General features: G+C 55.7%; 20 protein-coding genes. 7 read left to right on the top strand and 13 right to left on the bottom strand.

The genetic code is table 11. From position 1 onward, the window contains the following. Positions 1–3: 3 nt before the first annotated feature. The 3 genes from ulaA (at position 4) to fba (ending at position 3,314) form a co-directional block, all read left to right on the top strand. On the top strand, positions 4–1,395 hold the full coding sequence (gene ulaA / locus OGY35_RS13715; RefSeq protein ID WP_152405670.1) for a PTS ascorbate transporter subunit IIC: 1,392 nt from the start codon (positions 4–6) through the stop codon (positions 1,393–1,395). A 66-nt stretch (positions 1,396–1,461) separates the two neighbouring features. Beyond that, positions 1,462–2,424: a carbohydrate kinase family protein gene (locus OGY35_RS13710; RefSeq protein ID WP_152405671.1), complete on the top strand. Its 963-nt coding sequence runs from the start codon at positions 1,462–1,464 to the stop codon at positions 2,422–2,424. A 29-nt stretch (positions 2,425–2,453) separates the two neighbouring features. Then, positions 2,454–3,314, top strand: a complete 861-nt coding sequence (fba, locus tag OGY35_RS13705) for a class II fructose-1,6-bisphosphate aldolase (RefSeq protein WP_286632556.1) — start codon at positions 2,454–2,456, stop codon at positions 3,312–3,314. Between the two features lie 115 nt (positions 3,315–3,429). On the opposite strand, the gene OGY35_RS13700 is transcribed toward fba, so the two are convergent. The 5 genes from OGY35_RS13700 to OGY35_RS13680 form a co-directional block, all read right to left on the bottom strand. Then, positions 3,430–4,824: a DUF3999 domain-containing protein gene (locus tag OGY35_RS13700; protein ID WP_286632555.1), complete on the bottom strand. Its 1,395-nt coding sequence runs from the start codon at positions 4,822–4,824 to the stop codon at positions 3,430–3,432. Further along, positions 4,821–7,481, bottom strand: a complete 2,661-nt coding sequence (locus OGY35_RS13695) for a DUF2339 domain-containing protein (protein ID WP_286632554.1) — start codon at positions 7,479–7,481, stop codon at positions 4,821–4,823. Before OGY35_RS13695 ends, OGY35_RS13700 begins: the two co-directional genes overlap by 4 nt. A 136-nt stretch (positions 7,482–7,617) precedes the next feature. Continuing rightward, complete coding sequence (locus OGY35_RS13690) at positions 7,618–9,486, bottom strand: amidohydrolase (RefSeq protein ID WP_286632553.1); 1,869 nt, start codon at positions 9,484–9,486, stop codon at positions 7,618–7,620. Between the two features lie 21 nt (positions 9,487–9,507). Continuing rightward, complete coding sequence (locus OGY35_RS13685) at positions 9,508–10,053, bottom strand: antibiotic biosynthesis monooxygenase (RefSeq protein ID WP_286632552.1); 546 nt, start codon at positions 10,051–10,053, stop codon at positions 9,508–9,510. A 182-nt stretch (positions 10,054–10,235) separates the two neighbouring features. Beyond that, positions 10,236–10,877: a hydrolase gene (locus OGY35_RS13680; RefSeq protein ID WP_152405677.1), complete on the bottom strand. Its 642-nt coding sequence runs from the start codon at positions 10,875–10,877 to the stop codon at positions 10,236–10,238. Positions 10,878–11,145: 268 nt separating this feature from the next. Here OGY35_RS13680 and OGY35_RS13675 point away from each other — a divergent pair, with 268 nt between their 5' ends. After that, positions 11,146–12,048 (top strand): LysR family transcriptional regulator, encoded by a 903-nt coding sequence (locus OGY35_RS13675; RefSeq protein WP_286632551.1) that lies wholly within the window; start codon positions 11,146–11,148, stop codon positions 12,046–12,048. Here the strand turns inward: OGY35_RS13675 and malZ are convergent. The 5 genes from malZ to phoB form a co-directional block, all read right to left on the bottom strand. Further along, entirely contained in the window at positions 12,042–13,859 is a 1,818-nt protein-coding gene (gene malZ, locus OGY35_RS13670; protein ID WP_286632550.1) for a maltodextrin glucosidase, read from the bottom strand. The genes OGY35_RS13675 and malZ overlap by 7 nt on opposite strands. 137 nt (positions 13,860–13,996) lie before the next feature. Continuing rightward, the gene (proY, locus tag OGY35_RS13665; protein ID WP_286632549.1) at positions 13,997–15,370 is read right to left on the bottom strand and encodes a proline-specific permease ProY; all 1,374 of its coding nucleotides are present in this window, start codon (positions 15,368–15,370) and stop codon (positions 13,997–13,999) included. A gap of 78 nt (positions 15,371–15,448) precedes the next feature. Then, positions 15,449–16,768 carry a branched-chain amino acid transporter carrier protein BrnQ gene (gene brnQ / locus OGY35_RS13660; RefSeq protein WP_152405681.1) on the bottom strand — a complete coding sequence of 440 codons (1,320 nt, stop codon included), beginning with the start codon at positions 16,766–16,768 and terminating at the stop codon, positions 15,449–15,451. Between the two features lie 406 nt (positions 16,769–17,174). Continuing rightward, positions 17,175–18,470 (bottom strand): phosphate regulon sensor histidine kinase PhoR, encoded by a 1,296-nt coding sequence (gene phoR / locus OGY35_RS13655; protein ID WP_286632548.1) that lies wholly within the window; start codon positions 18,468–18,470, stop codon positions 17,175–17,177. Between the two features lie 45 nt (positions 18,471–18,515). After that, on the bottom strand, positions 18,516–19,205 hold the full coding sequence (gene phoB, locus OGY35_RS13650; protein ID WP_042286011.1) for a phosphate response regulator transcription factor PhoB: 690 nt from the start codon (positions 19,203–19,205) through the stop codon (positions 18,516–18,518). 196 nt (positions 19,206–19,401) lie between these two features. Here phoB and sbcD point away from each other — a divergent pair, with 196 nt between their 5' ends. Both sbcD and sbcC read left to right on the top strand, forming a co-directional pair. Continuing rightward, a complete protein-coding gene (gene sbcD, locus OGY35_RS13645; protein ID WP_286632547.1) occupies positions 19,402–20,604 on the top strand; it encodes an exonuclease subunit SbcD in 1,203 nt (400 codons plus the stop codon). After that, positions 20,601–23,744: an exonuclease subunit SbcC gene (gene sbcC / locus OGY35_RS13640; RefSeq protein ID WP_286632546.1), complete on the top strand. Its 3,144-nt coding sequence runs from the start codon at positions 20,601–20,603 to the stop codon at positions 23,742–23,744. Before sbcD ends, sbcC begins: the two co-directional genes overlap by 4 nt. 75 nt (positions 23,745–23,819) lie before the next feature. On the opposite strand, the gene mak is transcribed toward sbcC, so the two are convergent. Beyond that, a complete protein-coding gene (gene mak, locus OGY35_RS13635; RefSeq protein WP_152405685.1) occupies positions 23,820–24,728 on the bottom strand; it encodes a fructokinase in 909 nt (302 codons plus the stop codon). A 126-nt stretch (positions 24,729–24,854) separates the two neighbouring features. Between mak and rdgC the strand changes: the two genes are divergently transcribed. Then, entirely contained in the window at positions 24,855–25,766 is a 912-nt protein-coding gene (gene rdgC / locus OGY35_RS13630) for a recombination-associated protein RdgC (protein ID WP_042324859.1), read from the top strand. 35 nt (positions 25,767–25,801) lie between these two features. Here the strand turns inward: rdgC and ppnP are convergent, their stop codons facing one another. Both ppnP and OGY35_RS13620 read right to left on the bottom strand, forming a co-directional pair. Beyond that, positions 25,802–26,086 (bottom strand): pyrimidine/purine nucleoside phosphorylase, encoded by a 285-nt coding sequence (ppnP, locus tag OGY35_RS13625; RefSeq protein WP_046476127.1) that lies wholly within the window; start codon positions 26,084–26,086, stop codon positions 25,802–25,804. A gap of 70 nt (positions 26,087–26,156) precedes the next feature. Continuing rightward, a complete protein-coding gene (locus OGY35_RS13620) occupies positions 26,157–26,834 on the bottom strand; it encodes an AroM family protein (protein ID WP_152405686.1) in 678 nt (225 codons plus the stop codon). Between the last annotated feature and the right edge of the window lie 37 nt (positions 26,835–26,871).

Genomic DNA, 26,871 nt, shown 5'->3' with positions numbered 1-26,871 from the left:
ATCATGCAGGCTATTCTTAGTTTCTTATCAGAAATATTTAGCCAACCCGCATTCCTGATGGGGATTATCGCATTTGTCGGTTTAGTGGCGCTGCGCTCCCCGGGGAATAAATTGCTCACCGGTACCTTAAAGCCTATTTTAGGGTATTTAATGTTAAGTGCAGGTGCTGGTGTTATCGTTGCCAACCTGAACCCGCTTGGCGGAATTATCGAAGCCGGATTTAATATTCGCGGCGTTATCCCCAACAACGAGGCCATTGTTTCCGTCGCGCAGAAGGTGCTGGGTGTGGAAACCATGAGCATTTTGCTGTTAGGCTTTATTTTTAACCTCATTATTGCTCGCTGTACTAAATACAAATATATCTTTCTGACCGGCCACCACTCTTTCTTTCTGGCGTGTCTGTTCTCTGCGGTACTACAGGCAGCAGAATTCCGCGGCTGGATGTTGGTGTTAATTGGTGGTTTCCTGCTCGGCTCATGGTCTGCCATTTCCCCGGCAATCGGTCAGCGGTATACCAAACAGGTGACTGAAGACGGTGGTATTGCGATGGGGCACTTTGGCTCCCTGGGCTATTACATCTCCGCCTGGATCGCCACGAAAACCGGTAACCCGGCAAACTCATTCGCTGATACTGAAATCTCAGAAAAGTGGGGCTTTCTGCGCGATACCACGGTTACTACCGGGATTGTGATGTTCATTATCTACTTTGTATGCAGCGCCGTCGCCGGCACTGAATATCTACGTACGATAACGGACCAGAACATGTTGATCTTCTCTATCCTTACCGGTCTGCAGTTCGCGGTTGGCGTCGCCATCGTCTACAACGGCGTGCGACTGATCCTCGGCGATCTGGTTCCGGCATTCCAGGGGATTAGCCAGAAGCTGATACCTGACTCGATCCCTGCCGTCGACTGCGCGGTCTTCTTCACCTTTAGCCCAACCGCGGTCGTCGTGGGCTTTATCAGCTCATTCGTTGGCGGTCTGGTCGGTATGCTCATGCTGGGCGGACTGGGGATGGCGCTGATTATTCCGGGCATGGTCCCGCACTTCTTCTGCGGCGGGACTTCCGGGGTATTCGCCGACAAGCTTGGCGGTAAACGCGGCTGCATCATCGCTTCCTTTATCGGCGGCATATTCCTTGCATTCCTGCCAGCCATGCTGCTTCCGGCCCTGGGTAACCTGGGTTTTGAAAACAGCACTTTCGCTGACTTTGACTTCGCGGTGTGGGGAATTATTATCGGTAACGCCTTCACCCAGTTTGGACAGATCACTATCTATCTGATTTGTCTGGCGCTTATCATCGCACTGCTGGTGCCATTCTGCTTCCGTTCGGTTCGCGTGGTCGGTGACACACTCAGCTATGAGGAGCTCACTGCGGATAAGAAAAATGAATAAGCAGTTTCATTTTTCCCTGCGGGAAGGGATCTCTTCCCGCAGCTGACAAAATAATCAGGAGTTGTTATGGCTATCTTGTCCATTGGGTTTTCATGTTTTGATCAGTTTTTCTTTTTGAACGAATGGCCGCAGGAAAATACAAAGAATTTCTGCCATGACTTTATTGAAAGTGGCGGCGGTCCGGCAGCAAACGCAGCGTGGCTACTGGGATTATGGGGCGAAGATGTTTATTACATCGGTCATCTGAACCAGGACCTTTACGGCCGGCGTATTATCGATGAGTTTGCTGAAGCGGGCGTCGATACCAGCCAGGTCGTCTTCTCAGATGAAATGATCACGCCGCTGGCATCGGTGTTGGTGAACCGTTTAACGGGGTCGCGGACGATTATTACCCGTAAAATGCAGACGCCACCGTCACTAACCTATGACCAGAAGCTCAAGCTTGACGATCTGGCTGAACGGTTGATTGCATCAGAAGAGCCAGTAACGCTATTAATTGATGGTCATGAAGCTGAAATCAGTGAGTATTTAATTAAGAAACTTCCCTCGGCGCGAGTGGTTATGGATGGCGGTTCATTGCGTGACAGTAATATTAAACTCGCGGCCTGGACCGATTACTTTGTGGTCAGCGAGCATTTTGCCCGTGACTATATGGGATACCACGCGCTGAGTACCGAAGCGGAAATTAAAGCAGCACTTATCGAGTTAAATAAAATTTGTCGCGGGGAAGCATTTATTACGCTCGGGGAAAAGGGTTGTGCACTATTAAAAAATGGGATGCTGCAAATTGTACCTGCCTGGCTGTGCAACGCCGTTGATACCACGGGGGCAGGAGATGTATTCCACGGAGCCTTTACCTACGGTGTTCATTACTCATGGCATATTGATAATATTATTTTATTTGCCAGCCTGACTGCCGCAATTTCAATAGAAAAAAAAGGCGTACGCGAATCAATGCCGGACCTTGCCGTTGTCCACAACTCGTTAAATAGCTACGAAAGAAACTTAAAGCAATATTATGGCGAGTGATTGCTTTTAATTAATATCAAGAGGTGATTATGTTAGTTTCTATGAAGGACATGCTTCAGCATGCCCTACGGGACGGTTATGCCGTAGGGCAATTCAATATCAATAATCTGGAATGGGTCGGTGCCGTATTAAGCACCGGACAACAGCTGCGCTCTCCGGTTATTTTAGGTGTTTCCGGTGGTACGGTTAAACATATGCTGGGATTAAAATGTATTCATGACATCGTGGTTAATGCGATAGATTATTTAAACATTGATATTCCGGTCGCCCTGCACCTGGATCATGGGACCACCCGCGAAGCTTGCGAAGCGGCTATCGACGCTGGATTCAGTTCCATTATGTTTGATGGTTCGCATCTGCCGTTTAACGAGAACCTGGCCATCACCCGTCATCTGGTGGAGCTGGCCCACAGTAAAGGTATTTCGGTTGAGGCGGAACTCGGCACCATCGCCGGCAGCGAAGACGGTATTGTCAATTCCGAGGTGATTTACGCCGATCCCCAGGAGTGCTACACCCTGGTCAAAGAAACCCAGGTCGATTGTCTGGCCGCCGCGCTGGGTTCAACCCATGGGCTGTATAAAGGCAAAGCAAAACTGGGATTTACGGAGATGAAAACCATTTCCGGGCTGGTACAAGTGCCTCTGGTATTGCATGGTGGTACCGGTATTGCCGACGACGACATGCGTAAAGCCATTGCCTGCGGGACAGCAAAAATTAACGTCAATACCGAAAATATGTACGCCTGGTGCCAGGAAGTGAAAGCGATATTTGCCGCCGATACCGGTCACGACGTGAATGATCCGCGTAAAGTGATCAATCAGGGGCTGAAACCGGTACGGGAGATGATTGCGCGGCGCATCGAGCTTTTTGGCTCGCAAAACCGCTACTAGACACGTGTTGCGTTATAGACTGACGTCCTGTCAGGAAGAAACCCGCCGCCGGTCACCGCCGGGGCGGGCGATATCTTGCTGATGATGGGTTCGCCATGACGAGCCTTTTAACGACTTACTGCGTGCCGTCCTTTTTGACTTCCCGCCAGATGCGCCACGCCATGAGCGCCAGCACGGCGACGCCGAGTATCAGCGCCCCCCACACGAGCACCGTTTTCCACTGGCTTTGCTGCTCAGCGGCCGACGTTGCCGTCAGTCGCGCCTCGCCGCCAAGTGCAACATCCTCCTGGGACACAGCCCCCGGCAGAGAGTCAATTTCCTGCGTTTTACGCAGCGATGCCGGGATCAGCAGATCAAGACCAATGTCCGCTTTTTGCGCAGCCCGATTTCCCCAGGCCAGCATGTAAGGCCCTTTCCCCTGCGTATTGAACACCAGTTGATAGCTGTCTCGCGCCCCGCTCAACGCAGGCATTCTCTCCGGCAGGCGGGCGTTAATGGTCGTCATCCGAACGGCCTCAACCAACTGACCGGAAAGACGAATATCCTCCGAACGCTTGCCGTTCAGGCGGTAAAGCACGGTTTTTGTCAGCGGCTGCCAGGGCGCTTTTTCAGCGCTACGCCATGACAGCGCTACTGGTAAAACCCCTTCATCGTCCAGATCGATTCTGAGCGAGGTCAGCGGCTGCGGCTGCGCCCAGTGCCAGACCGCTTCGTCATTTGACACCTTCTCTTCTTGCGCGCCGATCTCGATACGTGCGGATTCCGGTTCTCTGCTTTCGGCAATAGCGCTCACGCTGTTTATCGTCAGCGCCGGGCTTTGCGAGTCGAGGATCACCAGCAGGTAGCGATTGCCATTGGCAGAAAGCGTCAGGCTGGTGCCAATGGTGTCCATTTTCAGCCGATCGTTATCACGCGTCAGCTCCATCAACGGCGCCTCTTCCTGCACGGTCCGCCAGTAGCGTAGATCACGACTGACATAGACCGAGGCTTTCCCCTGCCAGTTGCCCGTCGGGGTATTCCAGTTCAGACGCAATTGCTCCAGGGAAAAGCTGTCTTCCATCTCCTCCGGCAGCATCAGTAAATAGCTCTGTCCGACGGTCTTAACGTCATCACTTTCCAGGTGAATTTCAATACCTGTCTTCGAGCGTAAGACAAAAGATTCCCCACTACGTCTCCCCTCCTCACGCGGCGGGACGGGTGACATATCCAGAGGAAAAAGGCGCAATGCGACCGTTTGCGGCGTAACGGGCTGGGTTTTCTGCGCCACCAGCGTAAACGGCACCGTCTCCCCGGCATGGTTAAAGACGCGTACATCGCGTAAATCCGGCCAGGCGGTCCCCTGATACACGGTTTGCGGGAGCGACACGCGATACCACGGCGATGCGCCGAGGGTTTCCAGCATAATGCCCGTTGCGTAATCCATCGGGGACTCCGTCACGTCATCACTACTGACGGCGGTTCCTGCTACGCCCAGCAGCACACTACATAATACCGCTTTCATCCATTTCATTTTTCTTCTCCAGCTTTGGGCGGTAACGGTGAAAAATACCCGACAATGAGCACCAGTATAGCCACACCGATAAACGCGACCGCACGCGCCAGGCCACCGCCGCCCGCGCTGTCCACCAGCATCAGTTTCACAATCACAATCCCTAACAATACCGCCCCGCACAGCCATTCGCGACGAGAGCGATAGCGGGTCGCGCGCAGCATCACCACCAGTGCAACCAGCATCCAGAACAGGGCAAAGCAGGTCTGAATCAGCCGTGAATCCCACAGTGATTCCATGCTCCACGCCACGTCGCCATACCAGGCCAACGCGCGCAGCAGCATACCATTCAGCCACCAGAAGCCGAGGGCCATCAGCGCAACCACAGGCCATGGGCGACATACCGAGAGTTGCACCGGGAAAAAGCGCAGGGAAGCGCGATAAAACACCATCAATCCCAGCAGCGCAAAAGCCGCCCCTTCTTCCAGCGGATTGATCAGCGGCAGATATGTCTGACGATAGACCACGCCGTCCTGCAAATTCGTCAACACTAACAGACCGACCAGCGTTGCTGCGACGGGAATCAGCGCCTGACAGGCGTACAACGCGGGCCAGACCCGGAACGGCCAGAACTGACGACGAACGGCCATCGCGACGAGGAAAATCAGTCCCCCGCCGGCCGCCATTGCTACACCGCTTCCCCAGGCTGCCATTCCCCACGGTAGATCGCGGGCAAACCAGAACAGTTCCGCCGCCAGCGCAAACAGAATTGTCCAGAAGAACGAGAGATGAACCAGTCTGGAGAGACGCGGTGGTAACGCCTCAGCATCGCGCCAGAGCAACGCCACCGCAGCCGGTAATGCCAGACACCAGGCCAGATTCTGCCAGCCTGCGGCAAAAATCTGCTGCTGGGAAATCTGATACAGCAGAGCCACCAGCATCATCGGCCACAGGAGCCATTTGCTGACATCCAGTGCCTGCCACGTCAGGCGCGCGGCGGCAAATCGCCAGCACCAGACCGACACGGCCATCAGCGCCAGCACGCCCGCCATCACCTGCGAATCGGTGGTCAACAGCCACTGCGCGGCGCCAGTGAGCGCCACGATCCAGAAGATCACGCCCCCCGCCAGCAGTCCCATGCTGCCGCGCAGATCAATCTTGCGCCACAGCCACGCACCCGCCAACCAGCAGACGCTGAGTACGGCAAAAATAAGCATCAGCGAAAGCGCAGTAGTGTTGTTCGCCTGCGCCCACAGCGCGCTGCCGAGCGCCAGCACCAGCAGCGCGGTGCCGCTGTAACTCATGCGGCGCTGCTGCTGTTGCACACCCAGCCACAAAATCCCCAATCCTTCCAGCGCCCAGGCCATGGCCGTCCACTGCGCCGACAGCGCCAGCGGGATAGCAAGGGTGGTAAACGCGCCGCCCAGCGCCAGCGCGGCCAGCACCAGCGGACGCCCCAGTGACGGATAGCGGCGTAATGCCAGCCATGACAGCACCAGATAAAAACCGCCGTAGCCCAGCGCGCTGAGCGCCGGACCATATTCCCAATGGCGGGTGATGGCGTACTGCATGCCAAAACCAATGAGCGGCGGCGCAAACAGCAGCACTCCATCAATAATCTGTTTGCCCTTCGCCTGCGATCGCAGCGACAGCGCCACGCTCAGCACGCCAAAAAGCAGAATATTGGCAATCAGGAACAGCTGGCAGTTCAGGTAAAACGCGGGCTGATAGTCATTCAGCCCCCAGAGACCGCCCACGCCGAAGGTAAAGATCAGCCCGAGCAGATTAAGCTCGCGCCAGTGTTGCCAGACGCTGATCGCCAGAATGCCGACCGACAGCAACAGATAAAAGGAGAACAGCGCCACGTAGTTGCCGCTTCCCGTCGAAAGCAGTAATGGCGCAAGATAGCCACCGAGGCTCGCCAGCATCGCCAGACTGAGCGCTTTTTGCAAAATCGCCAGCCCAACGCTCGCCGCGCAGATGACCACCAGCAGCACAAAGGCCAGCGTCATTGGCAGCATCTGCCAGAGGCGAAACGCGCCAAAGACGGTGAGGTAGAGCGCGCCCGTTGCCCCGCCCTGCAAAATGAGGGCATAGACCGGCTGTTTATGCCGCAGACGCCAGCCTATCGCCAGCAGGACAATCGCAAACAGCGCCGCCGCAACCAGGCGCAGTTCAAGCGGGAACAGGGAGTGCTCAACCGTATAGCGCAGCAGGAAAGAGAGGCCGAGGAAGAGAAGCAGGATCCCCAGTTTTGCCAGCGGGTTGCCCTGCATAAACCAGCGCACCAGCGACGACATCACGCCGCCAAAGGCAGAAGGTTGCACGCCCGCTTCAGGGGATGCTTTTTCGACGATAGTCTCGGCGATTGCCGCGTTCTGCGGCGTATGCGAGCGCCAGGGGTTAGCGGGAGTCGGCTTCGGTTTGGGTTCTGGCACCGCCACCGGGATCGGGGCCGGTTCAGCCTCCATGACCGTCTGTGCGGGCTGAACCGCTGCCGTCGGTGTTATCGCGGGCGCAACGACGCCGCGTTGTTCCAGGTCTTCGACCCGTTGGCGTAACCGGGCAAGCTCACCGCGCATCGCCGAACTGCGATTGAAGGCGACAATCGACAGGATCGGCACCACCACCAGCGCGAAGAACAAAAAGACGCAGCCAAGGATTAAAAGGTCGTCCATGTATCCACCTTCACTGTATTAGGACAGTCCAGAATGACATAAATTGTTGCATTTGCGCCATATCTGTTAGCAGAGTGAACCCCTTTTCAGACAATATATTCAGCCTCTGCACATAAGCAGAGGCCGTAAGACAGGATTAAAACGCGAAGCACGAACAGCCGAGTGCGCCCCAGAAGGCGCGATCGTCAGACACCGGGATCCCCGACTGGCGGGCGATATCATGCTGATGGCCGTGCACGCCACAGCTACCGCAGCACTGGTGCACCTGCACCACCGCGCCCACTTTCGCCGCGGTCGGCGGTGCCGAGCGGTAGTGTCCCGGAACGTTCACTACCGGAGACCAGTCCGGTACGACCGGAATCGCCGGCGGCGCCAGCGGCGTGAAATGACCAGCGGCATACACCACTTTGCCATCGACAATCGTCATCACCGACTCAATGCCTTTGATCTCCTCTTCCGGCACGCTGAAGTAGTCTTTTGACAGCACCACCAGGTCGGCCAGTTGATCTTTGGCAATGCGCCCTTTTTTACCCTGCTCGCTGGAAAACCACGCGCTTCCTGCCGTCCACAGTTCCAGCGCCACGTCGCGCGGCAGACGGTTGTTGTCGTCATACATCGCCATCCCGCCGACCGTCCGCCCGGAAACCAGCCAGTACAGCGCCGTCCACGGGTTATAGCTGGCGACGCGAGTGGCATCGGTTCCAAGCCCCACCGGCACTCCGGCGGCCAGCATTTTCGCCACCGGCGGCGTATGTTTCACGGCCTCTTTCCCGTAGCGGTCGATAAAATATTCGCCCTGGAACGCCATGCGATGCTGTACCGCAATGCCGCCGCCCAGCGCTTTCACGCGATCGATATTGCGCTCGCTGATGGTTTCGGCGTGATCGAAGAACCAGTGCAGACCATTGAACGGAATATCACGGTTCACTTTCTCAAACACATCCAGCATCCGGCTGATGGACTCATCGTAAGTGGCATGCAGACGGAATGGCCAGCGGTGTTCCACCAGATGGTGCACTACGCGCTCCAGCTCATCCTCCATCCCTTCCGGCAAATCCGGGCGCGGTTGCAGGAAATCTTCGAAGTCCGCGGCGGAGAAGACCAGCATCTCACCGGCACCGTTCGCACGATAGAAATCGGTTCCCTGGCCCGGCTTGAGCATATCGGTCCAGCGTTCGAAATCGTCCAGTTCCTGCTTCGGTCGCTGAGTAAACAGGTTATAGGCAATACGCACCGTCATCTGGTGATTAGCATGCAACTGCTCGATGATCTCGTAATCTTCCGGGTAGTTCTGAAAACCACCGCCTGCGTCAATGGCGCTGGTCAGCCCGAGACGATTCAGTTCGCGCATAAACTGGCGGGTGGAGTTCACCTGCATCTCCAGCGGTAGCTTCGGCCCTTTGGCCAGCGTCGAATAAAGGATCATGGCATTCGGTTTGGCGATCAGCATCCCGGTGGGATTACCGTTGCCATCGCGGACGATCTCGCCGCCCGCCGGATCGGGCGTTGCTTTGGTGTATCCCACGGCTTTCAGCGCCGCGCGGTTTAACAGCGCGCGATCGTACAGATGCAGAACGAAAACGGGGGTATCCGGCGCGGCGTCATTGAGCTCTTCCAGCGTCGGCATCCGTCGTTCGGCAAACTGAAATTCGCTCCAGCCACCCACCACGCGAACCCACTGCGGCGACGGGGTGCGGTCAGCCTGTTCTTTCAGCATACGCAGCGCATCGGCCACGGACGGTACGCCTTCCCAGCGCAGCTCAAGGTTGTAATTCAACCCACCACGGATCAGATGCAGGTGGGAATCATTAAGTCCCGGAATCACAGTGTGACCTTTCAGATCAACCACCTGCGTACCGTCAGCGGCAAAACGCATTACCTGATCGTGCGTTCCCGTGGCGAGAATTTTTCCATCCTTGATGGCCACGGCGTCAGCCTGTGGGCTGTGACTGTCGAGGGTATGTATTTTTCCGTGGGTCAGAATCAATGAGGCAGTTTGAGACATAACACTCTCCTGACGAACCGATCAGGCTTTTTTCAGCCAGCCGGCAAACAAACGGGTCACGATGGGCATCCACAACCAGACCACCAGCGCAACCACACAGGCATCGTTAATCAGATGCAGTAACAGCGTTCCCTTCAGCGAGGGCAATAGCATGCCGGTCAGCCATGGCACCAGATTGGTGCTGGGGAAGATAACCAACAGGGTGATCAGAAACTGCTTCCAGCGCAGCGGTTGACGAACATGCGGGGCGGGAGGCGTAAACCAGAACGCCGCTTCGGTGTGGATCTCGGTTTTATCGCCTTCCGCCAGCAGCGGGGCTATCTCCTCGACCAGAAGTCGCCGCGTATCCGACTGCGTCCAGTTGTAGAGATGCTCAAGCGTGTCGAAACGAATAATGATGTTCCACAGCTTTTGCCCGTCCGTCGGACGAATCACATTCGCCCCGAGATGACCGGGAAACGAGGCGGCAATGGGCATAATTTTCCCTAGCCATAGCTCATAGCGCGCTGCCTGGTCAGGCTGCAGCGTATGCGTAATCACCAACGTCACATGTGTATTTTGCGCCATGACAGATTCCTTGCTGAAGGTTAATGACGGGTTGCCCCGCCATAAGCCATACGTTCACTACACAAAATCATTCATGATGCGTCGAGGCGGCAAGGTTGCGCATCCTCGGGAGCTCACATAAGTGAGTGACCGGGGTGCGCAAACGAAGCCAACAAAGAGGCAGCGTGAAGGATGAAGTGTATTTATGCTTTGCGTTCCGGTGCGCCATGTACCATGGTGTAGGCATAATCCACGCCCATACCGTAGGCGCCGCTGTGTTCACGAACCAGACTCATCACCGCGTCATAGGTCTCTTTACGCGACCAGTCACGCTGGTACTCCAGCAGAACCTGCTGCCAGGTCACCGGTACGGCACCGGCCTGCACCATACGGTCGATGGCGCGTTCATGCGCATCAACAGAGGTGCCGCCGGAAGTGTCCGTTACGACATACACTTCGTAACCGGCTTCCAGCGCCATCAGCGCCGGGAAGGTCAGGCACACTTCGGTCCATAGTGCAGAGATAATCAGTTTTTTACGTCCGGTCGCCGCCACGGCTTTCACAAATGCCGCGTCTTCCCAGGAGTTCATGGAGGTACGTTCGATAGGTTTCACATCCGGGTGCACAGCCAGTAACTCAGGCCAGATGTAACCACTAAAACTTTTTGTTTCGACTGAAGTATAAATGACCGGCACATTAAATATTTTGCCTGCCTTCGCCAACGCAACGGTATTATTTTTCAACGTCTGGCGATCAATATTAGCCACCCCAAATGCCATTTGCGGCTGATGGTCAATAAAAATGAGCGTCGAGTTTGATGGATTAATCAGTTCCCGAATAGACATAATATACTTCCTTAATTAATCAGTTAGAAATTAATGTTTGTATCTGTCGTCAACCATCAAATCCTGAATCAGAAAGCCTGTTTAGTATAGTTGGAAATTTCTAACGACTTATTAAAGAAAACTTACCGTCGTGTGAAATAAGCCTTGTCCGGACGATATATCTTTACACTTTCAAAAAAATGCGCATCTTCCATCTAATTTCTTCACTGGTTTTGTTTCTCGCCATTCGGTACAACAGAGAGGTTTACTTTCAGGGATATTTTCAGCTATGCGCATAAATCTGGACGTTCTGCTTATCCTGGACGCCATCGACAAATACGGTACTTTTGCCGCCGCAGCCGAATCGTTGTTTAAAACGCCTGCAGCACTCAGCTATATGATTCAGAAGCTGGAAAAAGACCTGAACATCGAACTGCTTGACCGCTCCGGGCATCGGGCCAAATTCACCGATACCGGACTGATGATGCTGGAAAAGGGGCGCTTGCTGCTCAGTGCGGCAAAAGATCTGGAAAAGCAGGCGCTGCAGTTGAGCTCCGGCTGGGAGAAAGAGCTGGTCATTGCGCTGGATGTCTCCTTTCCCTTTGAGGTGCTGTTACCCCTCATCGACGCCTTTCACGCGCAGAACAAACAGACGCAGCTTAAATTTTCGTACCACACGCTGGCAGGGTCATGGGAAGAGTTAACGCATAATGGCGCGGATATCATTCTTGGCGCGATTAACGAACCGCCGACCTCCGCCGCGTGGTCCTACAAAATGTTAGGCACTCTGGATAATGTCTTTGTGGTGGCGCCCGATCATCCGTTGGCCGCAATCTCTGACAAATTGACGAATAAACAACTCTGCCTGCACCGCGCCATTGTCATTAGCGACAGCGCACGCTTTTGCCACCCGATACAAACCAACCTGATGGATGAACAGCCGCAGATTCATGTCGATGATTTTCACAGCAAAGTGGCGCTACTGCGCGCCGGGATGGGCTGCGGGTTTCTGCCGCGGCATATCGCCAGCCCGTGGCTTGCCACGGGCGAACTGGTCGAAAAAAGCGTCATCTCTTTTCGTGAAAAAGATGTCGCCTATATGGCATGGCGCGATGGGCGAAACGGGCTGGCGCATCGTTGGTGGCGGGAAACGCTGCTTGCCAGCCACGACATCGCGCGGCTGTATCAGTGATTCAGCCAGAGCGTGGCGGAAATGGCCGGCAGCGTCAGTATGTCGTCAGACAACTGCCCTTTCCCTTCTTTACAGCCCCATTCTGTTACGTTCAGCAGCGGTGAGGCCGGGAGCACCACTTCACAGGCTTCGCCGCGGTTAATGGCCACCAGCACGCGCTGCTGCTGGTAGACGCGCAAAAACACCACCACGTTATCTTCTGCATAGATAACCTGACATCCGCCGTAACGCAGCGCCGGGATGCGATGTCTCAACTTCGCCATCCGCTGATACAGGGCAAGCAATGCGGCATCCTGTTTTTCCGCCTGCCAGGGAAACGTCTTGCGGCAGAACGGATCGTTATCGCCATCCAGCCCCACCTCATCACCGTAATAGATACAGGGCACACCGGGCCAGCTAAATAGCCAGACTACCGCCAGCGGCAGGCGGGCGACATCTTTGCCCAACAGCGATTTGAAACGCGCGGTATCGTGGCTGTCGAGCTGATTGAACATCCGCAACTGCTGTTGATGAGAGAGACCGGCGCGGTAGTTATCCATCCACGCCATACAGGTTTGCGCGTCAATCTGCTGGGGATCGTAAGAGATATCGGTATTGGCAAGAAAGCCCCATAGCGGGAAGGTGAAGCCACGGTAGTTCATGGCGGCATCTTCAGCATCCGCCTGCAGCCACTGTCGCGCATCGCCAAAGTGTTCACCAAAGACGTAAGCTTCCGGCTGTGTTTCCTTTGCCGCCTGGGCGATCCCCGCGACATGCTGAAGGTTATTACGCGCGCCGCCCGCTTCTCCCAGCATATGCACGACGTCAAGACGCCAGCCGTCCATGTTCCACGGCGCTTTCAGCCAGTGACGAACAATGCTGTCTTCACCGCGATACATTTCATTGACCAGACTTTCGGACTGATAATCCAGCTTCGGCAGACTGGGGTAGCCCAGCCAGTCCAGCGCGACGCCGTCCGGCGAGAAGCTGTACCAGTCGCGCCAGGGGGAATCCGGATGGTGGCACGCGCCGCCAGAGCCACGATGATGACGATCGAACCACGCGTGGGAATCGCCGCTGTGGTTAAACACGCCGTCCAGCACCAGGCGCATCCCCTGCTGTTGCGTTTTCAGCCGCAGTCGCATCAGCGCCGGGTCGCCGCCAAACTGCGGGTCAACGTGACGGTAATCCTCGGTATCATATTTATGCACGCTCGGGGCAGTGAATACCGGGTTCAGGTACAGCGCGGTGACGCCCAGCTTTTTCAGATACGGTAACTTTTCGCTGATACCGTCGAGATCGCCGCCATAAAACGTGGATCCGCCGGCCTGCGCGGTCAACGGTTCGTCCCACTCTCGCAGCACAATCTCCTGCCCGGCCGCGTGATGGTAATAGACCTTATCCTGCTGGGCGTCGCGTGACGAACTACGAGCAAAACGGTCAGGAAAGATCTGGTAGAAAACCTGATCGGCAACCCACTGCGGTCCACTGTCCGGCGCATCCACGGCAAATTGCTCCAGACGGGCAGGTGGAAAGCGGCTGAACCCTTGCGGCGTGAACCACAGCTGACGATCGAGCCAGAGCAGCTTGAAGCTGTAGCGTCGACGCGGCTGTCCGCTGCGAAGATCAATCGCCGCACGCCAGGCGGTCACGCCCGGAGACGGCGGCGTGCGCAGTTTGTGCATCGCCAGCGCGGTTTCTTCGTTGTCATTTTCCGCACGTAGCGTAACGCGCTGCGGCAGGTTCTCCCCCGTCAACCAGAGCGTAATGGTCAGTTGGTCTTTGTTTTGCTTAACAAATGGGGCAACCGGTAGGTGCCAGGCGTTCAACATCACGTATCCCCTTTGATGAAAATGAGCTCACCTTGCCATAGCGATTTACAGGATAACTCATCATCTGAAGGTTTATTGGGGGAGGAGTTCGGGGGAGGAGAAATGACCGGATGGCATTCATGCCACCCGGCACAACATTACTGCGCTTCGGCGACCTGACGGTCACGACGGCGCTTGAACAGCCAGCCAATCATCAGCAGAACAATCCAGCCACAGCCAACGTACAGCGAAATGCGGGTGTCCGGATGATAGCCAATCAGCCCAATGATAAATACGAGGAAAATCAGGCCCACAATGGTCGTTGCCACACCGCCCGGCACTTTAAACTTCAGCGCCTTCACCTCTTCCGGCGGCAGACGACGACGGAAAGCAATTTGCGACAGCAGGATCATAATCCACACCCACACCGTCGCGAAGGTCGCCAGCGACGCAATCACCAGGAAGACGTTTTCCGGCATGATGTAGTTCAGATACACCGCGAACAGCAGGGCGATAGTCATCACCATCACGGTGACCCATGGGATCCCCCGGCGCGAGGTTTTAGCGAACACTTTTGGCGCACTGCCCTGCTCTGCCATCCCGTGCAACATGCGACCGACGCCAAAGACGTCAGAGTTGATCGCCGATAGTGACGCGGTGAGCACCACAAAGTTGAGAATGCTGGCAGCAAACGTAATGCCAAGATGCTGGAAGGTCAGCACAAACGGGCTGCCGTCGGTTCCCACCTGATTCCACGGGTAGATAGACATAATGACGAACAGCGTCCCCACGTAGAACACCAGAATACGCATCGGCACCGAGTTAATGGCGCGCGGAATGGATTTCTCCGGGTCCTTCGCTTCCCCGGCGGTGATACCGATGATTTCAATACCGCCGTAGGCGAACATCACCATCTGTAACGACATCACCATCCCCAGCCAGCCATTGCTGAAGAAACCGCCGTTGCTCCACAGGTTATGGATCCCGGTCGGTTGTCCGCCGTTGCCAATCCCCCAGATGATGATGCCGAAGCCGGCCACAATCATGATGATGATGGTGGCGACTTTAAAGAAGGAGAACCAGAACTCCAGTTCGCCAAACACTTTTACGCTCATCAGGTTGATGGCGCAGATGATCAGCACCACGCTGAGCACCCAGATCCAGTGCGGTACCGTCGGAAACCAGACGCCCATATAGATACCGAATGCGGTCACATCGGCAATGGCGACAATCAGAATTTCAAAGCAGTAGGTCCAGCCGGTAATGTAACCCGCGAGTGGGCCGAGGTTTTCCTGCGCATAGCGTGAAAATGAACTGGCAGAGGGATTGTGTACGGACATTTCCCCCAACGCGCGCATAATGATATAGGCCGCCACCCCGCCGATAATGTAGGCCAGCAGCACGCTCGGCCCGGCCATTTTGATGGCGTCCGCAGAGCCATAAAACAGCCCGGTGCCGATTGCTGAGCCCAGGGCCATAAAGCGAATGTGTCGGGTGCTTAGCCCACGCTTCAGCTTGTTATTACTTTCCATCGATTCCTAACCCATCAACACAATAAAAAACCACGGGGCCAGTAATAGCCCCGTGGTTAAAACAGATTTTCCGCAATCTTAGTGTGCGCTGGAGGTCACCTGCCGACCCGCCGCGCGATCCCAGACAACCGCCAGGACCACCATCACAACAGTGGGCATTAACCACGCCAGACCTTGTTCCGCCAGCGGTAAGCGCTGGGTCCAGGCCGGTAACACGTCGCCGATTGCCGATGCTTTAATACCATCAAGGATACCAAAAATCAGGCTGATAAACATTGCCGGTGCAATGACGCGGGTCGAATTATGCCACCATGAGCGGGTAAAACTTAACACAACGAGTGCGATACACGGGGGATAAATCGCCGTCAGCACCGGAATAGAGATCTGGATCAGATGGCTGAGCCCCAGGTTGGAAACCACCATCGAGAACCCGCCAAGAATGAACACCAGCGTGCGGTAAGACAGCGGCACATACTGAGCGAAGAACTCTGCACAGGCGCAGGTCAGGCCGACCGCCGTCACCAGACAGGCGATAAAGATCAGCGCCGCCAGCAGCAGGCTACCCGCACCGCCAAAGGTGTGCTGGACATAAGCGTGCAGAATCGCTGCGCCGTTCGCCGACTGATCGACCAGCGTAGCGCTGTCTGACCCGAGGCGGAACAGCGCCAGGTACAGCAGCGTTAATCCGACGCCCGCCATCAGTCCCGCCCAGACGGTATAGCGGGTCAGCAGACGCGCTTCGGTCACACCGCGAGAGCGCGCCGCGTTAACAATAACGATACCAAAGACCATCGCGCCCAGCGTATCCATCGTCAGGTAGCCGTTAACGAAGCCATTGGAAAATGCCGCCGTCTGATAAGCTTCCATCGCATGACTGATCGGGCCAGCAGGCCAGATGATTGCCGCAACGGAGAGCACAATCAACGCCAGAATCTTCAGCGGCGCCAGGAAGTTCCCCACGGTATCCAGCAGTTTGCCCGGATACAGCGACACCAGAATTACAATTGAAAAATAGACCACGCTGTAGATAAACAGCGGCAGAGTCGAGTCGCCGGTCAGTGGGGCAATGCCCACTTCAAAAGAGACCGTTGCGGTGCGCGGCGTAGCGAATAACGGACCGACGGCCAGATAGCAGACGGTCGCCAGCAGAACGCCAGCCACTTTGCCGATAGGCGTGCTCAGACTGTCAACACCACCACCGACTTTCGCCAGCGCGACAACCGTCAACACCGGTAGCCCCACGGCCGTGATCAAAAAGCCGACAGCCGCCATCCAGACGTTTTCGCCAGCCTGCAAACCAACCATTGGAGGAAAGATGATGTTCCCTGCGCCGACGAACAGCGCAAAAGTCATAAAGCCCAGCGCAATAATATCGCGCGATTTTAACTGATGGGTCATAAAGCTTACGGCCTGTGGATGTGGTGTTGATTAAATTAACGTAATGTCTTTCCCTGTGGGAAGAAACAGCGGTTTTTTTAAGCAATTCCAGCGGGATATGCTCCTGGGCTGGGACTGCGAAGAATAGTTTTTCGATTTACCGCCTGAATGCAGTCAGTCTGACAGCATCTGGGGCGCAATTTAAACGCTTATAACGTTTTAAAGCAAGGAGGGATCTAAAAACTGGAAGATTATAGTGGTATCAAATAAAGAACCAGTGCAAAACACTATGTTAAAGAAAAAGTCATGGCTTATCATTCGAACAAAAAACAACCAGGCGCGGATAAATTCAGCAGACTTATCTTAGCCGCAAAGAAAATAAGCCAGCATTGGCTGGCTTATGGAAAGAAAACCTTACGATTGTACTTTAAGCACTTTTTTTGGCAATTAATCGTTCCGGCAGCACAAAACTAAAGCGCGTGCCTTTGCCCAGTTGACTCTCGATATTCAGGCGACTTTCATGATGATTCAACGCATGTTTTACGATAGCCAGTCCCAGTCCACTGCCGCCCGTTTGCCGCGATCGCGCTTTATCAACGCGATAAAACCGCTCCGTTAACCGCGGGATATGTTCCGGCGCAATGCCTGGCCCGTTATCTTCCACGCTAAACTCCGCGCCGTACGGCATCGCGCGCCAGCGGACGGTGATATGGGTTCCCGCTGGCGTGTGATTCACGGCGTTATACACCAGGTTGGACACTGCGCTACGCAGTTGTTCTTCATTCCCCAGCACGTTGAGCTGGTTATCCACCTCAAAGCTGAACGTGTGCTTCTGCTGGCTGAGCGTCTGCGCTTCACGTTCGACCATACGCAGCATCATCGGCACATCGACCTGTTCATTGAGCAGAAGCGTCGGTGCGGCTTCAATTTTCGACAGCGTAAGCAACTGTTTCACCAGTCCTTCCATGCGCGAGGTTTGTTCACGCATCGTCAATAGCGCTTTTTCGCGCGTTGCCCCTTCCAGCGTCTGTTCGTGCATCATCTCGAGATAGCCCTGCAACACCGTTAGTGGAGTGCGCAGTTCATGGCTCACGTTGGCAAAGAAATTGCGTCTCGCGCCTTCAAGCTGGTGCATCTGTGTCATGTCGCGCGCCACCATCAGCAGTTGCTTATCGGTGTACGGCATGACGCGGATTTCCAGGTGTCGACCGGTATTGAGTACCAGATTTAACGGTCGGCTAAAATCCCGCAGCTTAAGGTATTGCGTAAACTCCGGATAGCGCAGCAGGTTCAGGATGTTTTGTCCGCTATCGTCCGGCCAGCGTAAGCCCAGCACCTGTTGCGCGAGGCCATTACACCAGAAGATCCCACCCTCTTCAGTGGTCAACACCACCGCATCGGGCAGTGACTCTGCCCCGCTGCGAAAGCGTTTAATCAGATTGCCCAGCTCGCGACGGCGCTTTTTATTGCGCAGTTGCATCTGATGCAAACCGTACAGCAGCGGTTCCCAACTGCCTCGTCCCGGCGGCGGCGTCATGCTTCTGTCGACCCACAGCCACCATGAGAGGCGTAATAAATTCCAGAAATGCCAGATCAGCAGTCCTGTTACCGATGCCAGTAAAAACCACGGCAGGTAACCAAAAAATGCACTTAGGATCAAGGCCGGGATACAGCAAAGTATCAGTTCCAGCACCAGCCTTTTCCATGACAGCCGTTCCAGCACGGGTCACTCTCCCTTCAGAGCCAGGCTCTTATTTATTCTTGTCTTTCAAAAACGGGTCGAAAAACGATACCCTGTCCCGCGAACCGTTTGTACCATCCGATCGTGGCCGCTGGTTTCCAGCGCCTTGCGCAGACGGCGAATGTGCACATCGACCGTACGATCCTCAACGTAGACGTTGGTGCCCCAGACGTGGTTCAGCAGCTGTTCGCGGCTGTATACCCGTTCGGGGTGGGTCATGAAGAAATGCAGGAGTTTAAATTCTGTCGGCCCCATATCAAGCGGATTTTCGCCGGTCATCACGCGGTGCGATGTGGGATCCAGGCTTAGCCCCTGCATCTCGATGACTTCTTCCACCGCCATCGGCGAAATCCGGCGCATCACCGCTTTGATGCGGGCAACCAGTTCTTTCGGGGAGAACGGTTTAGTAATGTAGTCGTCCGCACCGGTTTCCAGGCCACGTACGCGATCCTCTTCTTCTCCTCTGGCGGTTAACATCATGACCGGAATGTCACGGGTCATCGCTTCACGCTTGAGGTGTTTAATAAACTGTAGACCAGAACCGCCGGGCAACATCCAGTCAAGAAGGATCAAATCCGGCCAGGGTTCATTTAGCTGGTTCACCGCACTGTCATAATCTTCAGCTTCAACGGGCTGAAAACCATTTTGCTCAAGCACGAAACAGACCATTTCGCGAATTGGAGCTTCATCTTCTACGACCAGAATACGTCTCGCCATGATTTGCCCTGTTATATAAGTTGCTTATCATCATCTGTCTTAATGCGGCGTCATTATGCGTCAGTTTTATGACAGATTTATGAAAATGCGTGCAGACGTTAACCTTAGGTTGTTGATTTATGACACCCGAGAAACGAGATATTACAGCCCACGAATGGTTATAATCCCCTTTATGCTTTTTTGCCATGGAACCGTTATGCGCATCCTTCACACCTCTGACTGGCATCTGGGACAAAATTTTTACAGCAAAAGCCGCGCCGCTGAACATCAGGCCTTTCTCGACTGGCTGCTGGAAACGGCGGTCGAACAGCAGGTGGATGCGATAGTCGTTGCGGGCGATATCTTCGATACCGGCTCGCCGCCAAGCTATGCCCGAGAGATCTACAACCGTTTTGTGGTCAACCTGCAGCAAACGGGCTGTCATCTGGTGGTATTAGCAGGAAACCATGACTCCGTCGCTACGCTGAATGAATCCCGCGAGATTCTGGCGTTTCTCAATACCACGGTTGTGGCCAGCGCTGGCTGCGCGCCGCAAATCCTGAATCGCCGCGACGGCCAGCCCGGCGCGGTGCTGTGCCCGGTGCCGTTTTTACGCCCGCGCGACATTATCAGCAGCCAGGCGGGCCTGTCCGGTCAGGAAAAACAGCAGCATCTGCTGGGTGCCATCACCGACTATTACCAACAGCAATACGAGGTTGCCTGCGCATTGCGCGGCGATCTCGCCCTGCCGATTATTGCCACCGGCCACCTGACCACCGTCGGCGCCAGTAAAAGTGACGCCGTTCGTGACATTTATATTGGCACGCTGGATGCTTTTCCGGCACAGAACTTCCCGCCCGCCGATTACATCGCGCTGGGCCACATCCATCGGGCGCAGAAGATTGGCGGCACAGAGCATATCCGCTACTGCGGCTCCCCTATCGCGCTGAGTTTTGACGAATGTGGCAAAAACAAATACGTGCATCGGGTGGACTTCCTGGACGGCAAGTTAGCCAGCGTCGAAGAACTCACCGTTCCGGTCACACAACCGCTGGCGGTGTTGAAAGGCGATCTCGCCGCGATTACCGAACAGCTGGAGCAGTGGCGCGATAGCGAGCAAAGCCCTCCGGTCTGGCTGGATATCGAAATCACCACTGATGAATACCTGCATGATATGCAGCGTAAAATTCAGGCGCTGACGGAAACGCTGCCCGTTGAGGTGCTGTTAGTCCGCCGCAGTCGGGAGCAGCGCGAGCGCATGTTGAGTAACGAACGCCGGGAAACGCTGAGCGAACTGAGCGTGGACGAGGTATTTTCACGCCGCCTGGCGCTGGAAGAACTTGAGCCGCCTCAGTGCGAACGTTTGACATCACTTTTTCACCGCACGTTACAGACACTTTCCGGGGAGCATGAGGCATGAAGATTCTCAGTCTACGCCTGAAAAACCTCAACTCACTGAAAGGGGAATGGAAGGTCGATTTCACAGCCGAGCCGTTTGCCAGCAACGGTCTGTTTGCCATTACCGGTCCCACCGGGGCCGGCAAAACCACGCTGCTCGATGCGATTTGCCTGGCGTTGTACCACGAGACGCCTCGCCTGAATACCGTGTCGCAATCGCAAAACGATCTGATGACCCGCGATACGGCGGAATGTCTGGCGGAAGTGGAGTTTGAAGTCAAAGGCGAAGCTTATCGTGCGTTCTGGAGCCAGAACCGCGCGCGCAACCAGCCCGACGGCAATTTACAGGTTCCGCGCGTTGAACTGGCGCGCTGCGCCGACGGGAAAATCCTTGCCGATAAGGTGAAGGACAAACTGGAGATGACGGCGGATCTGACCGGGCTGGATTATGGTCGCTTTACCCGCTCAATGCTGCTCTCGCAGGGGCAGTTTGCTGCGTTCCTCAACGCTAAACCGAAGGAGCGTGCAGAACTGCTGGAAGAACTGACCGGCACGGAAATTTATGGCCAGATCTCCGCCCAGGTTTTTGAGCAGCACAAAACCGCGCGCACCGAACTGGAAAAATTACAGGCGCAGGCCAGCGGCGTTACGCTGTTAGCGCCAGAGGCGTTGCAGACGCTGACAGAAAGTTTGCAGGCGCTCACTGACGAAGAGAAACAGCTGGTCACCCAACAGCAGACCGGACAGCAGCAGTTAAACTGGCTGACGCGTCAACACGAACTGCAGGCCGACGCAAACCAGCGTCAGCAGGCGCAGCGGGTTGCGCAGGAGGCGCTGGAAAACGCCCAGCCACAGCTGGCGACGCTCAGCCTGGCACAACCTGCCAGAGCGTTACGCCCACTGTGGGAGCGCATTCAGGAACAATCGGCTACCGTCACCCGCACCCGCCAGCAGATAAACGAAGTAAATTCTCGCTTACAAAGCAGATTCTCGCTGCGCGACCGCATGCGCCGCCAGGCTGAGCGGCAGTCCACCGCCCTGCTCGCCACGCAACAGACGCTGAACGAATGGCTAATCGCACACGATCGCTTTCGCTTATGGAGCAGCGAGTTAGGAGGTTGGCGAGCCCTGTTTGCTCAGCAGGCCAGCGATAAGATTCAACTGGCAAAATGGCAGCAACAGCAGGTAAACGATAGCCGTAAGCTGGAAGCACTGCCGCCGGTGACGCTCAATATGACGGCAGATGAGGTTGCGACGGCGCTGGCGCAGCATGCGCAGCAGCGTCCTCTGCGCCAGCAATTGCTTTCGCTCCACGGTCAGCTCGTTCCCCGGCTGGCGCGTCTGAGTCAACTGCAGGCAGCGATTGCGCATAACAAGCAAGAGCTGGCCCGGCGCAATACCCTGCTGGAGGCAAAGCGTCAGCAGTATAAAGACAAATATCAGCAGTATCAGGATGTTAAAACCCTTTGCGAACAGGAAGCGCGGATCAAAAATCTGGAAAGCCAGCGTGCGCTGCTACAGTCCGGTCAGCCCTGCCCGCTTTGCGGTTCAACCGCCCATCCCGCAGTCTCGGCGTATCAGGCGCTCGAGCCAGGCGTTAATCAGGCGCGACGCGACGCGCTGGAAAAAGAAGTTAAAGTGCTGGCTGACGAAGGTGCCGCCCTGCGTGGACAGTCAGAAGCGCTAAACCAGCAGCTACAGCGTGACGAAAGCGAAGCGCAGACGCTGGCTAAAGAGGAGCAAGCGCTCACTCAACAGTGGCAAACCGCGATCGGCGCACTGAACGTCACGTTACAGCCGCAGGAGGATATTCAGCCCTGGCTGACGGTACAGGACGAGCACGAGCAGCAGCTCTATCAGCTCAGTCAACGCCATGAGCTACAGGCACAAATCACCGCCCATGCGCAACAGGTGGAGCAGTTCCGCCAGCAAATCGATCGGCGCCAGGCAACGCTGTCGGCGCAGTTAAGCCACTATACGTTGTCACTTCCTGAAGAAGGCAGCGAAGAAGCGTGGTTAAACGCCCGTGCGGCAGATGCGCAAACGTGGCAGCAGCGGCAGACGGAGTTGACGGCGTTGCAGGCGCGCATCGCGCAGCTCACCCCGCTGCTCGAGACGCTGCCTGCCGCCGGTACCGACGCAGAAGATGATGAGAGCGTGACGCTGGAAAACTGGCGTCAGGTTCACGATGAGTGTGTATCGCTGCACAGTCAGTTACAGACGTTACAACAGCAGGAGCAGCAGGAGACTCAGCGCGCCGCCGATGCGCAGGCGCAGTTTGATACCGCGCTTGCGCACAGCCTGTTTGCCGATCGGGCGGCATTTCTTGCCGCGCTGCTGGATGACGAAGCGATCGCCCGTCTGGAACAGCTTAAGCAGTCGCTGGAAAACCAGCTTCAGCAGGCACAGACCCTCGCCGCGCAGTCAGCCCAGGCGCTGGCGGCGCATCAGCAACAGCCGCCTGCGGGACTGGATCTCACGCAGTCGATTGAACACATTCAGCAAGCCGTGGCGCAGCTAAATGACCGGGTGCGAGACAATGCCACACGTCAGGGTGAAATACGCCAACAGCTAAAACAAGATAGCGATAATCGCCAACAGCAGCAGACGTTGATGCAAAAAATCGACAACGCGATGCAACAGGTTGAGGACTGGGGCTATCTGAATGCGCTGATCGGCTCTAAAGAGGGCGATAAATTCCGCAAATTCGCCCAGGGGCTGACCCTGGATAACCTGGTGTGGCTGGCGAACAACCAGTTGACCCGCCTCCATGGACGCTATCTGCTGCAGCGCAAAGCCAGTGAAGCGCTGGAACTGGAGGTGGTCGACACCTGGCAGGCCGACGCCGTGCGTGATACCCGTACCCTTTCCGGTGGCGAGAGCTTCCTGGTCAGCCTGGCGCTGGCGCTGGCACTCTCCGATCTGGTCAGCCACAAAACGCGCATTGACTCGCTGTTCCTTGACGAAGGCTTCGGCACACTCGACAGTGAAACGCTGGATACCGCCCTCGATGCGCTGGATGCGCTCAATGCCAGCGGAAAAACCATCGGCGTGATTAGCCATGTGGAAGCGATGAAAGAACGTATTCCGGTGCAGATTAAGGTGAAGAAAATCAACGGGCTGGGCTACAGCAAACTCGACAAAATGTTTGCAGTGGAATAGTGGGTGACGCCATGTCTGCGGGTGCCGCAGGCCGGATAAGGCGCACTGCCGTCGCCCTCCGGCCTCCCCCTGCCACTATTTCTGTGGCCACAGCCACGCGGCGCCACGCACGCCGCTGGAGTCGCCGTGCAGGGCTTTGCGCACCGGCGTTTCGCACTCCCCGCCGAACACAAACTGTTTAATCAGCGGCGGAATCGTTTTGTACAGGCGATCAATGTTGCTCATCCCGCCGCCGAGGACGAAAACATCGGGGTCGAGAATATTCACTACATGGGCCAGCGATTTCGCCAGACGCCGTTCATAGCGGCTGAGCGCCAGTTCGGCCAGCGCGTTTTGCGCCTCCACCAGGCGGATAATCTCACTGCCTTTAAGCGGATTGCCGCTCAGGCGATGGTAATCGGTGGCGAACCCGGTGCCGGAAATAAACGTCTCAATGCATCCCTGTTTTCCACAGTAACAGGGGACTTCTTCACGATAGCGAAGCTCATCCTCATCCATCCACGGCAAAGGATTGTGCCCCCACTCGCCCGCCGTACCGTTGCCGCCGATGTGCGCCCGACCGTTGAGCGCCACGCCTGCGCCGCAACCGGTACCAATGATCACCGCAAAAACCGTCTGCGCCCCGGCAGCGGCGCCATCGACCGCCTCAGAAACCGCCAGACAGTTCGCGTCATTCGCCAGACGTACGTCACGTTGCAGACGTGCGCTGAGGTCTTTATCAAACGGCTGACCGTTCAGCCACGTGGAGTTGGCATTCTTCACCACACCGGTATAGGGCGAAATGGAACCGGGGATGCCGATCCCCACCGTGCCCGTTTGCCCGGTGGCTTTTTCCGCCATCGCCACCAGCGTGGCAATGGTTTCGATGGTTTGCTGATAGTCGTTTCGCGGCGTCGGCAGACGATGGCGGAACCGTTGCTCCCCGGCCTCACTGAGCGCGATGACTTCCGTTTTGGTGCCGCCTAAATCAATCCCAATACGCACACGGTGTTCCTCATTTTTTAGGGAATATCAACAGAGTAGAGCGAGGCATTGGGAATGGCAATGCAAGCCCGCCGACAATTCGTTACTATACGCGCTGAATTTAACGACAAGGCCGTGGAAATTATCATGCTGTGGTTCAAAAATTTAATGGTTTACCGTCTTAGCCGCGATATTTCATTGCGTGCCGAGGAGATGGAAAAACAGCTAGCCTCGATGACGTTTACCCCTTGCGGTAGCCAGGATATGGCAAAAACGGGCTGGGTGCCGCCAATGGGATCGCACAGCGATGCGTTGACGCATACCAACAACGGCCAGATTTTGATTTGCGCGCGTAAAGAAGAGAAGATCCTGCCCTCTCCGGTGATCAAACAGGCGCTGGAAGCGAAGATCGCCAAACTGGAAGCCGAGCAGGCGCGCAAACTGAAGAAAACCGAGAAAGACTCGCTGAAGGATGAAGTGCTGCATTCGCTGCTGCCACGCGCCTTTAGCCGCTTTAGTCAGACCATGATGTGGATCGACACCGTGAACGGGTTGATCATGGTGGACTGCGCAAGCGCGAAAAAAGCGGAAGATACGCTGGCGCTGCTGCGTAAGAGCCTCGGTTCTCTGCCAGTGGTTCCGCTGGCGCTGGAAAACCCGATTGAGCTGACGCTTACCGAATGGGTGCGTTCCGGCACCGTGGCTCAGGGCTTCCAGTTACTCGACGAAGCCGAACTGAAAGCGATGCTGGAAGACGGCGGCGTGATCCGGGCGAAAAAACAGGATCTGGTGAGCGACGAAATAGCCGTCCACATTGAAGCCGGTAAAGTGGTGACCAAGCTGGCGCTCGACTGGCAGCAGCGTATTCAGTTTATGATCTGCGATGACGGTTCGATCAAGCGTCTGAAATTCAGCGACGAACTGCGCGATCAAAACGAAGATATCGACCGGGAAGATTTCGCCCAGCGTTTTGACGCGGACTTTATCCTGATGACCGGTGAACTGGCGGCGTTGATTCAGAATCTGGTAGAAGGGTTAGGCGGCGAAGCGCAGCGCTAAACAATTTTCCCTCTCCACACGGAGAGGGAAAATCATTACAGATAGCGGCAAAGATATGAGGTCGGTTCGGCGACCTGTAAGTGAAACTCGCTATGACCCGGGACGTTGAACACCTCTCCTGCGGCATACACCTTCCATTCGGTAGCATCCGGCAACAACACATTCAACGCGCCGCTCACCACCGTCATCTCTTCAGGCTCTGCGGTGCCGAAGGTGTATTCCCCTTCCAGCATCACGCCCACACTGGCACGGCCAGTACTGCTGCTGGTAAAGCCGATTGATTTTACTTTGCCGGAAAAGTATTCGTTACTTTGAAGCATAAACGGGCCCTGTCTCGTTGGTAAATTGACAACCAATATAGGGGTCAGCCCTTTGGCCTGTCACGTAAAATTAAACCAGCAGTTCTGAAGCCAGCCGCGCGATCAGCACATTAGAGAGCAGCACCGGAACATCCAGCGATTTTTGCAGGACATCGCGGTGGTGCTGATGAAAACCAAGGCAGTCGAGCATAATGACATCCGCCCCTTGCTCCAGCAGCGCTTTGCCGGCATCAATCAATTGCTGCGTGCTTCCATGTACCGGATTTGCCAAAGAATAGACAGGAGGAGACTGCAAAACCTGCCATTTCTCCGTCTGGGCCGCCATCAGCTCTTCCACCGGCACAATCACCCCCACCTGATGCCCATCGACAATCGAGGCCACCAGCGGCGGAATAATGCGCAGCGGCTCCAGCAGAATACTGTTACGCGCCGTCATGCTGTTAATTGAAGCTGTACTCATCAACAGAATGACATCGTAGCCCTGGTTATCCAGCACTTCGACGACGCTTTGCAGGTCGCGTTCCACTTTCTGGCGCGAGACATAAGCCAGTTGATTATCGTTAAGCAGAGTGAGCAGCGGCTCCTCGCCGGAATCGATTGCGTACTCAGCCAGAACGTCATCACGGCTCATTTTTCCCAGCAGGCTGTGATGGGTGATATGTTGTTCGTCGATGTACTCGGTCAGAAGCGGTAAAACTTCACTCATGGGTACAACACCGATTGTGAGGATAGCCAACGACGCACTCATTTTTTCCACCTTCTTTTTTACTTCGTCGTTTATTCCC

This window comes from Citrobacter sp. Ct235 (assembly GCF_030332305.1).
GTDB lineage: Bacteria > Pseudomonadota > Gammaproteobacteria > Enterobacterales > Enterobacteriaceae > Citrobacter_A > Citrobacter_A telavivensis.
This window is presented reverse-complemented; position numbering and strand designations above follow the sequence as displayed.

What these genes read in the sequence shown, in the direction of transcription:
- ulaA (WP_152405670.1), top strand. Translation starts at nt 4, where the DNA reads ATGCAGGCTATTCTTAGTTTCTTATCAGAAATATTTAGCCAACCCGCA.
- OGY35_RS13710 (WP_152405671.1), top strand. Translation starts at nt 1,462, where the DNA reads ATGGCTATCTTGTCCATTGGGTTTTCATGTTTTGATCAGTTTTTCTTT.
- fba (WP_286632556.1), top strand. Translation starts at nt 2,454, where the DNA reads ATGTTAGTTTCTATGAAGGACATGCTTCAGCATGCCCTACGGGACGGT.
- OGY35_RS13700 (WP_286632555.1), bottom strand. Translation starts at nt 4,824, where the DNA reads ATGAAATGGATGAAAGCGGTATTATGTAGTGTGCTGCTGGGCGTAGCA.
- OGY35_RS13695 (WP_286632554.1), bottom strand. Translation starts at nt 7,481, where the DNA reads ATGGACGACCTTTTAATCCTTGGCTGCGTCTTTTTGTTCTTCGCGCTG.
- OGY35_RS13690 (WP_286632553.1), bottom strand. Translation starts at nt 9,486, where the DNA reads ATGTCTCAAACTGCCTCATTGATTCTGACCCACGGAAAAATACATACC.
- OGY35_RS13685 (WP_286632552.1), bottom strand. Translation starts at nt 10,053, where the DNA reads ATGGCGCAAAATACACATGTGACGTTGGTGATTACGCATACGCTGCAG.
- OGY35_RS13680 (WP_152405677.1), bottom strand. Translation starts at nt 10,877, where the DNA reads ATGTCTATTCGGGAACTGATTAATCCATCAAACTCGACGCTCATTTTT.
- OGY35_RS13675 (WP_286632551.1), top strand. Translation starts at nt 11,146, where the DNA reads ATGCGCATAAATCTGGACGTTCTGCTTATCCTGGACGCCATCGACAAA.
- malZ (WP_286632550.1), bottom strand. Translation starts at nt 13,859, where the DNA reads ATGTTGAACGCCTGGCACCTACCGGTTGCCCCATTTGTTAAGCAAAAC.
- proY (WP_286632549.1), bottom strand. Translation starts at nt 15,370, where the DNA reads ATGGAAAGTAATAACAAGCTGAAGCGTGGGCTAAGCACCCGACACATT.
- brnQ (WP_152405681.1), bottom strand. Translation starts at nt 16,768, where the DNA reads ATGACCCATCAGTTAAAATCGCGCGATATTATTGCGCTGGGCTTTATG.
- phoB (WP_042286011.1), bottom strand. Translation starts at nt 19,205, where the DNA reads ATGGCGAGACGTATTCTGGTCGTAGAAGATGAAGCTCCAATTCGCGAA.
- sbcD (WP_286632547.1), top strand. Translation starts at nt 19,402, where the DNA reads ATGCGCATCCTTCACACCTCTGACTGGCATCTGGGACAAAATTTTTAC.
- sbcC (WP_286632546.1), top strand. Translation starts at nt 20,601, where the DNA reads ATGAAGATTCTCAGTCTACGCCTGAAAAACCTCAACTCACTGAAAGGG.
- rdgC (WP_042324859.1), top strand. Translation starts at nt 24,855, where the DNA reads ATGCTGTGGTTCAAAAATTTAATGGTTTACCGTCTTAGCCGCGATATT.
- ppnP (WP_046476127.1), bottom strand. Translation starts at nt 26,086, where the DNA reads ATGCTTCAAAGTAACGAATACTTTTCCGGCAAAGTAAAATCAATCGGC.
- OGY35_RS13620 (WP_152405686.1), bottom strand. Translation starts at nt 26,834, where the DNA reads ATGAGTGCGTCGTTGGCTATCCTCACAATCGGTGTTGTACCCATGAGT.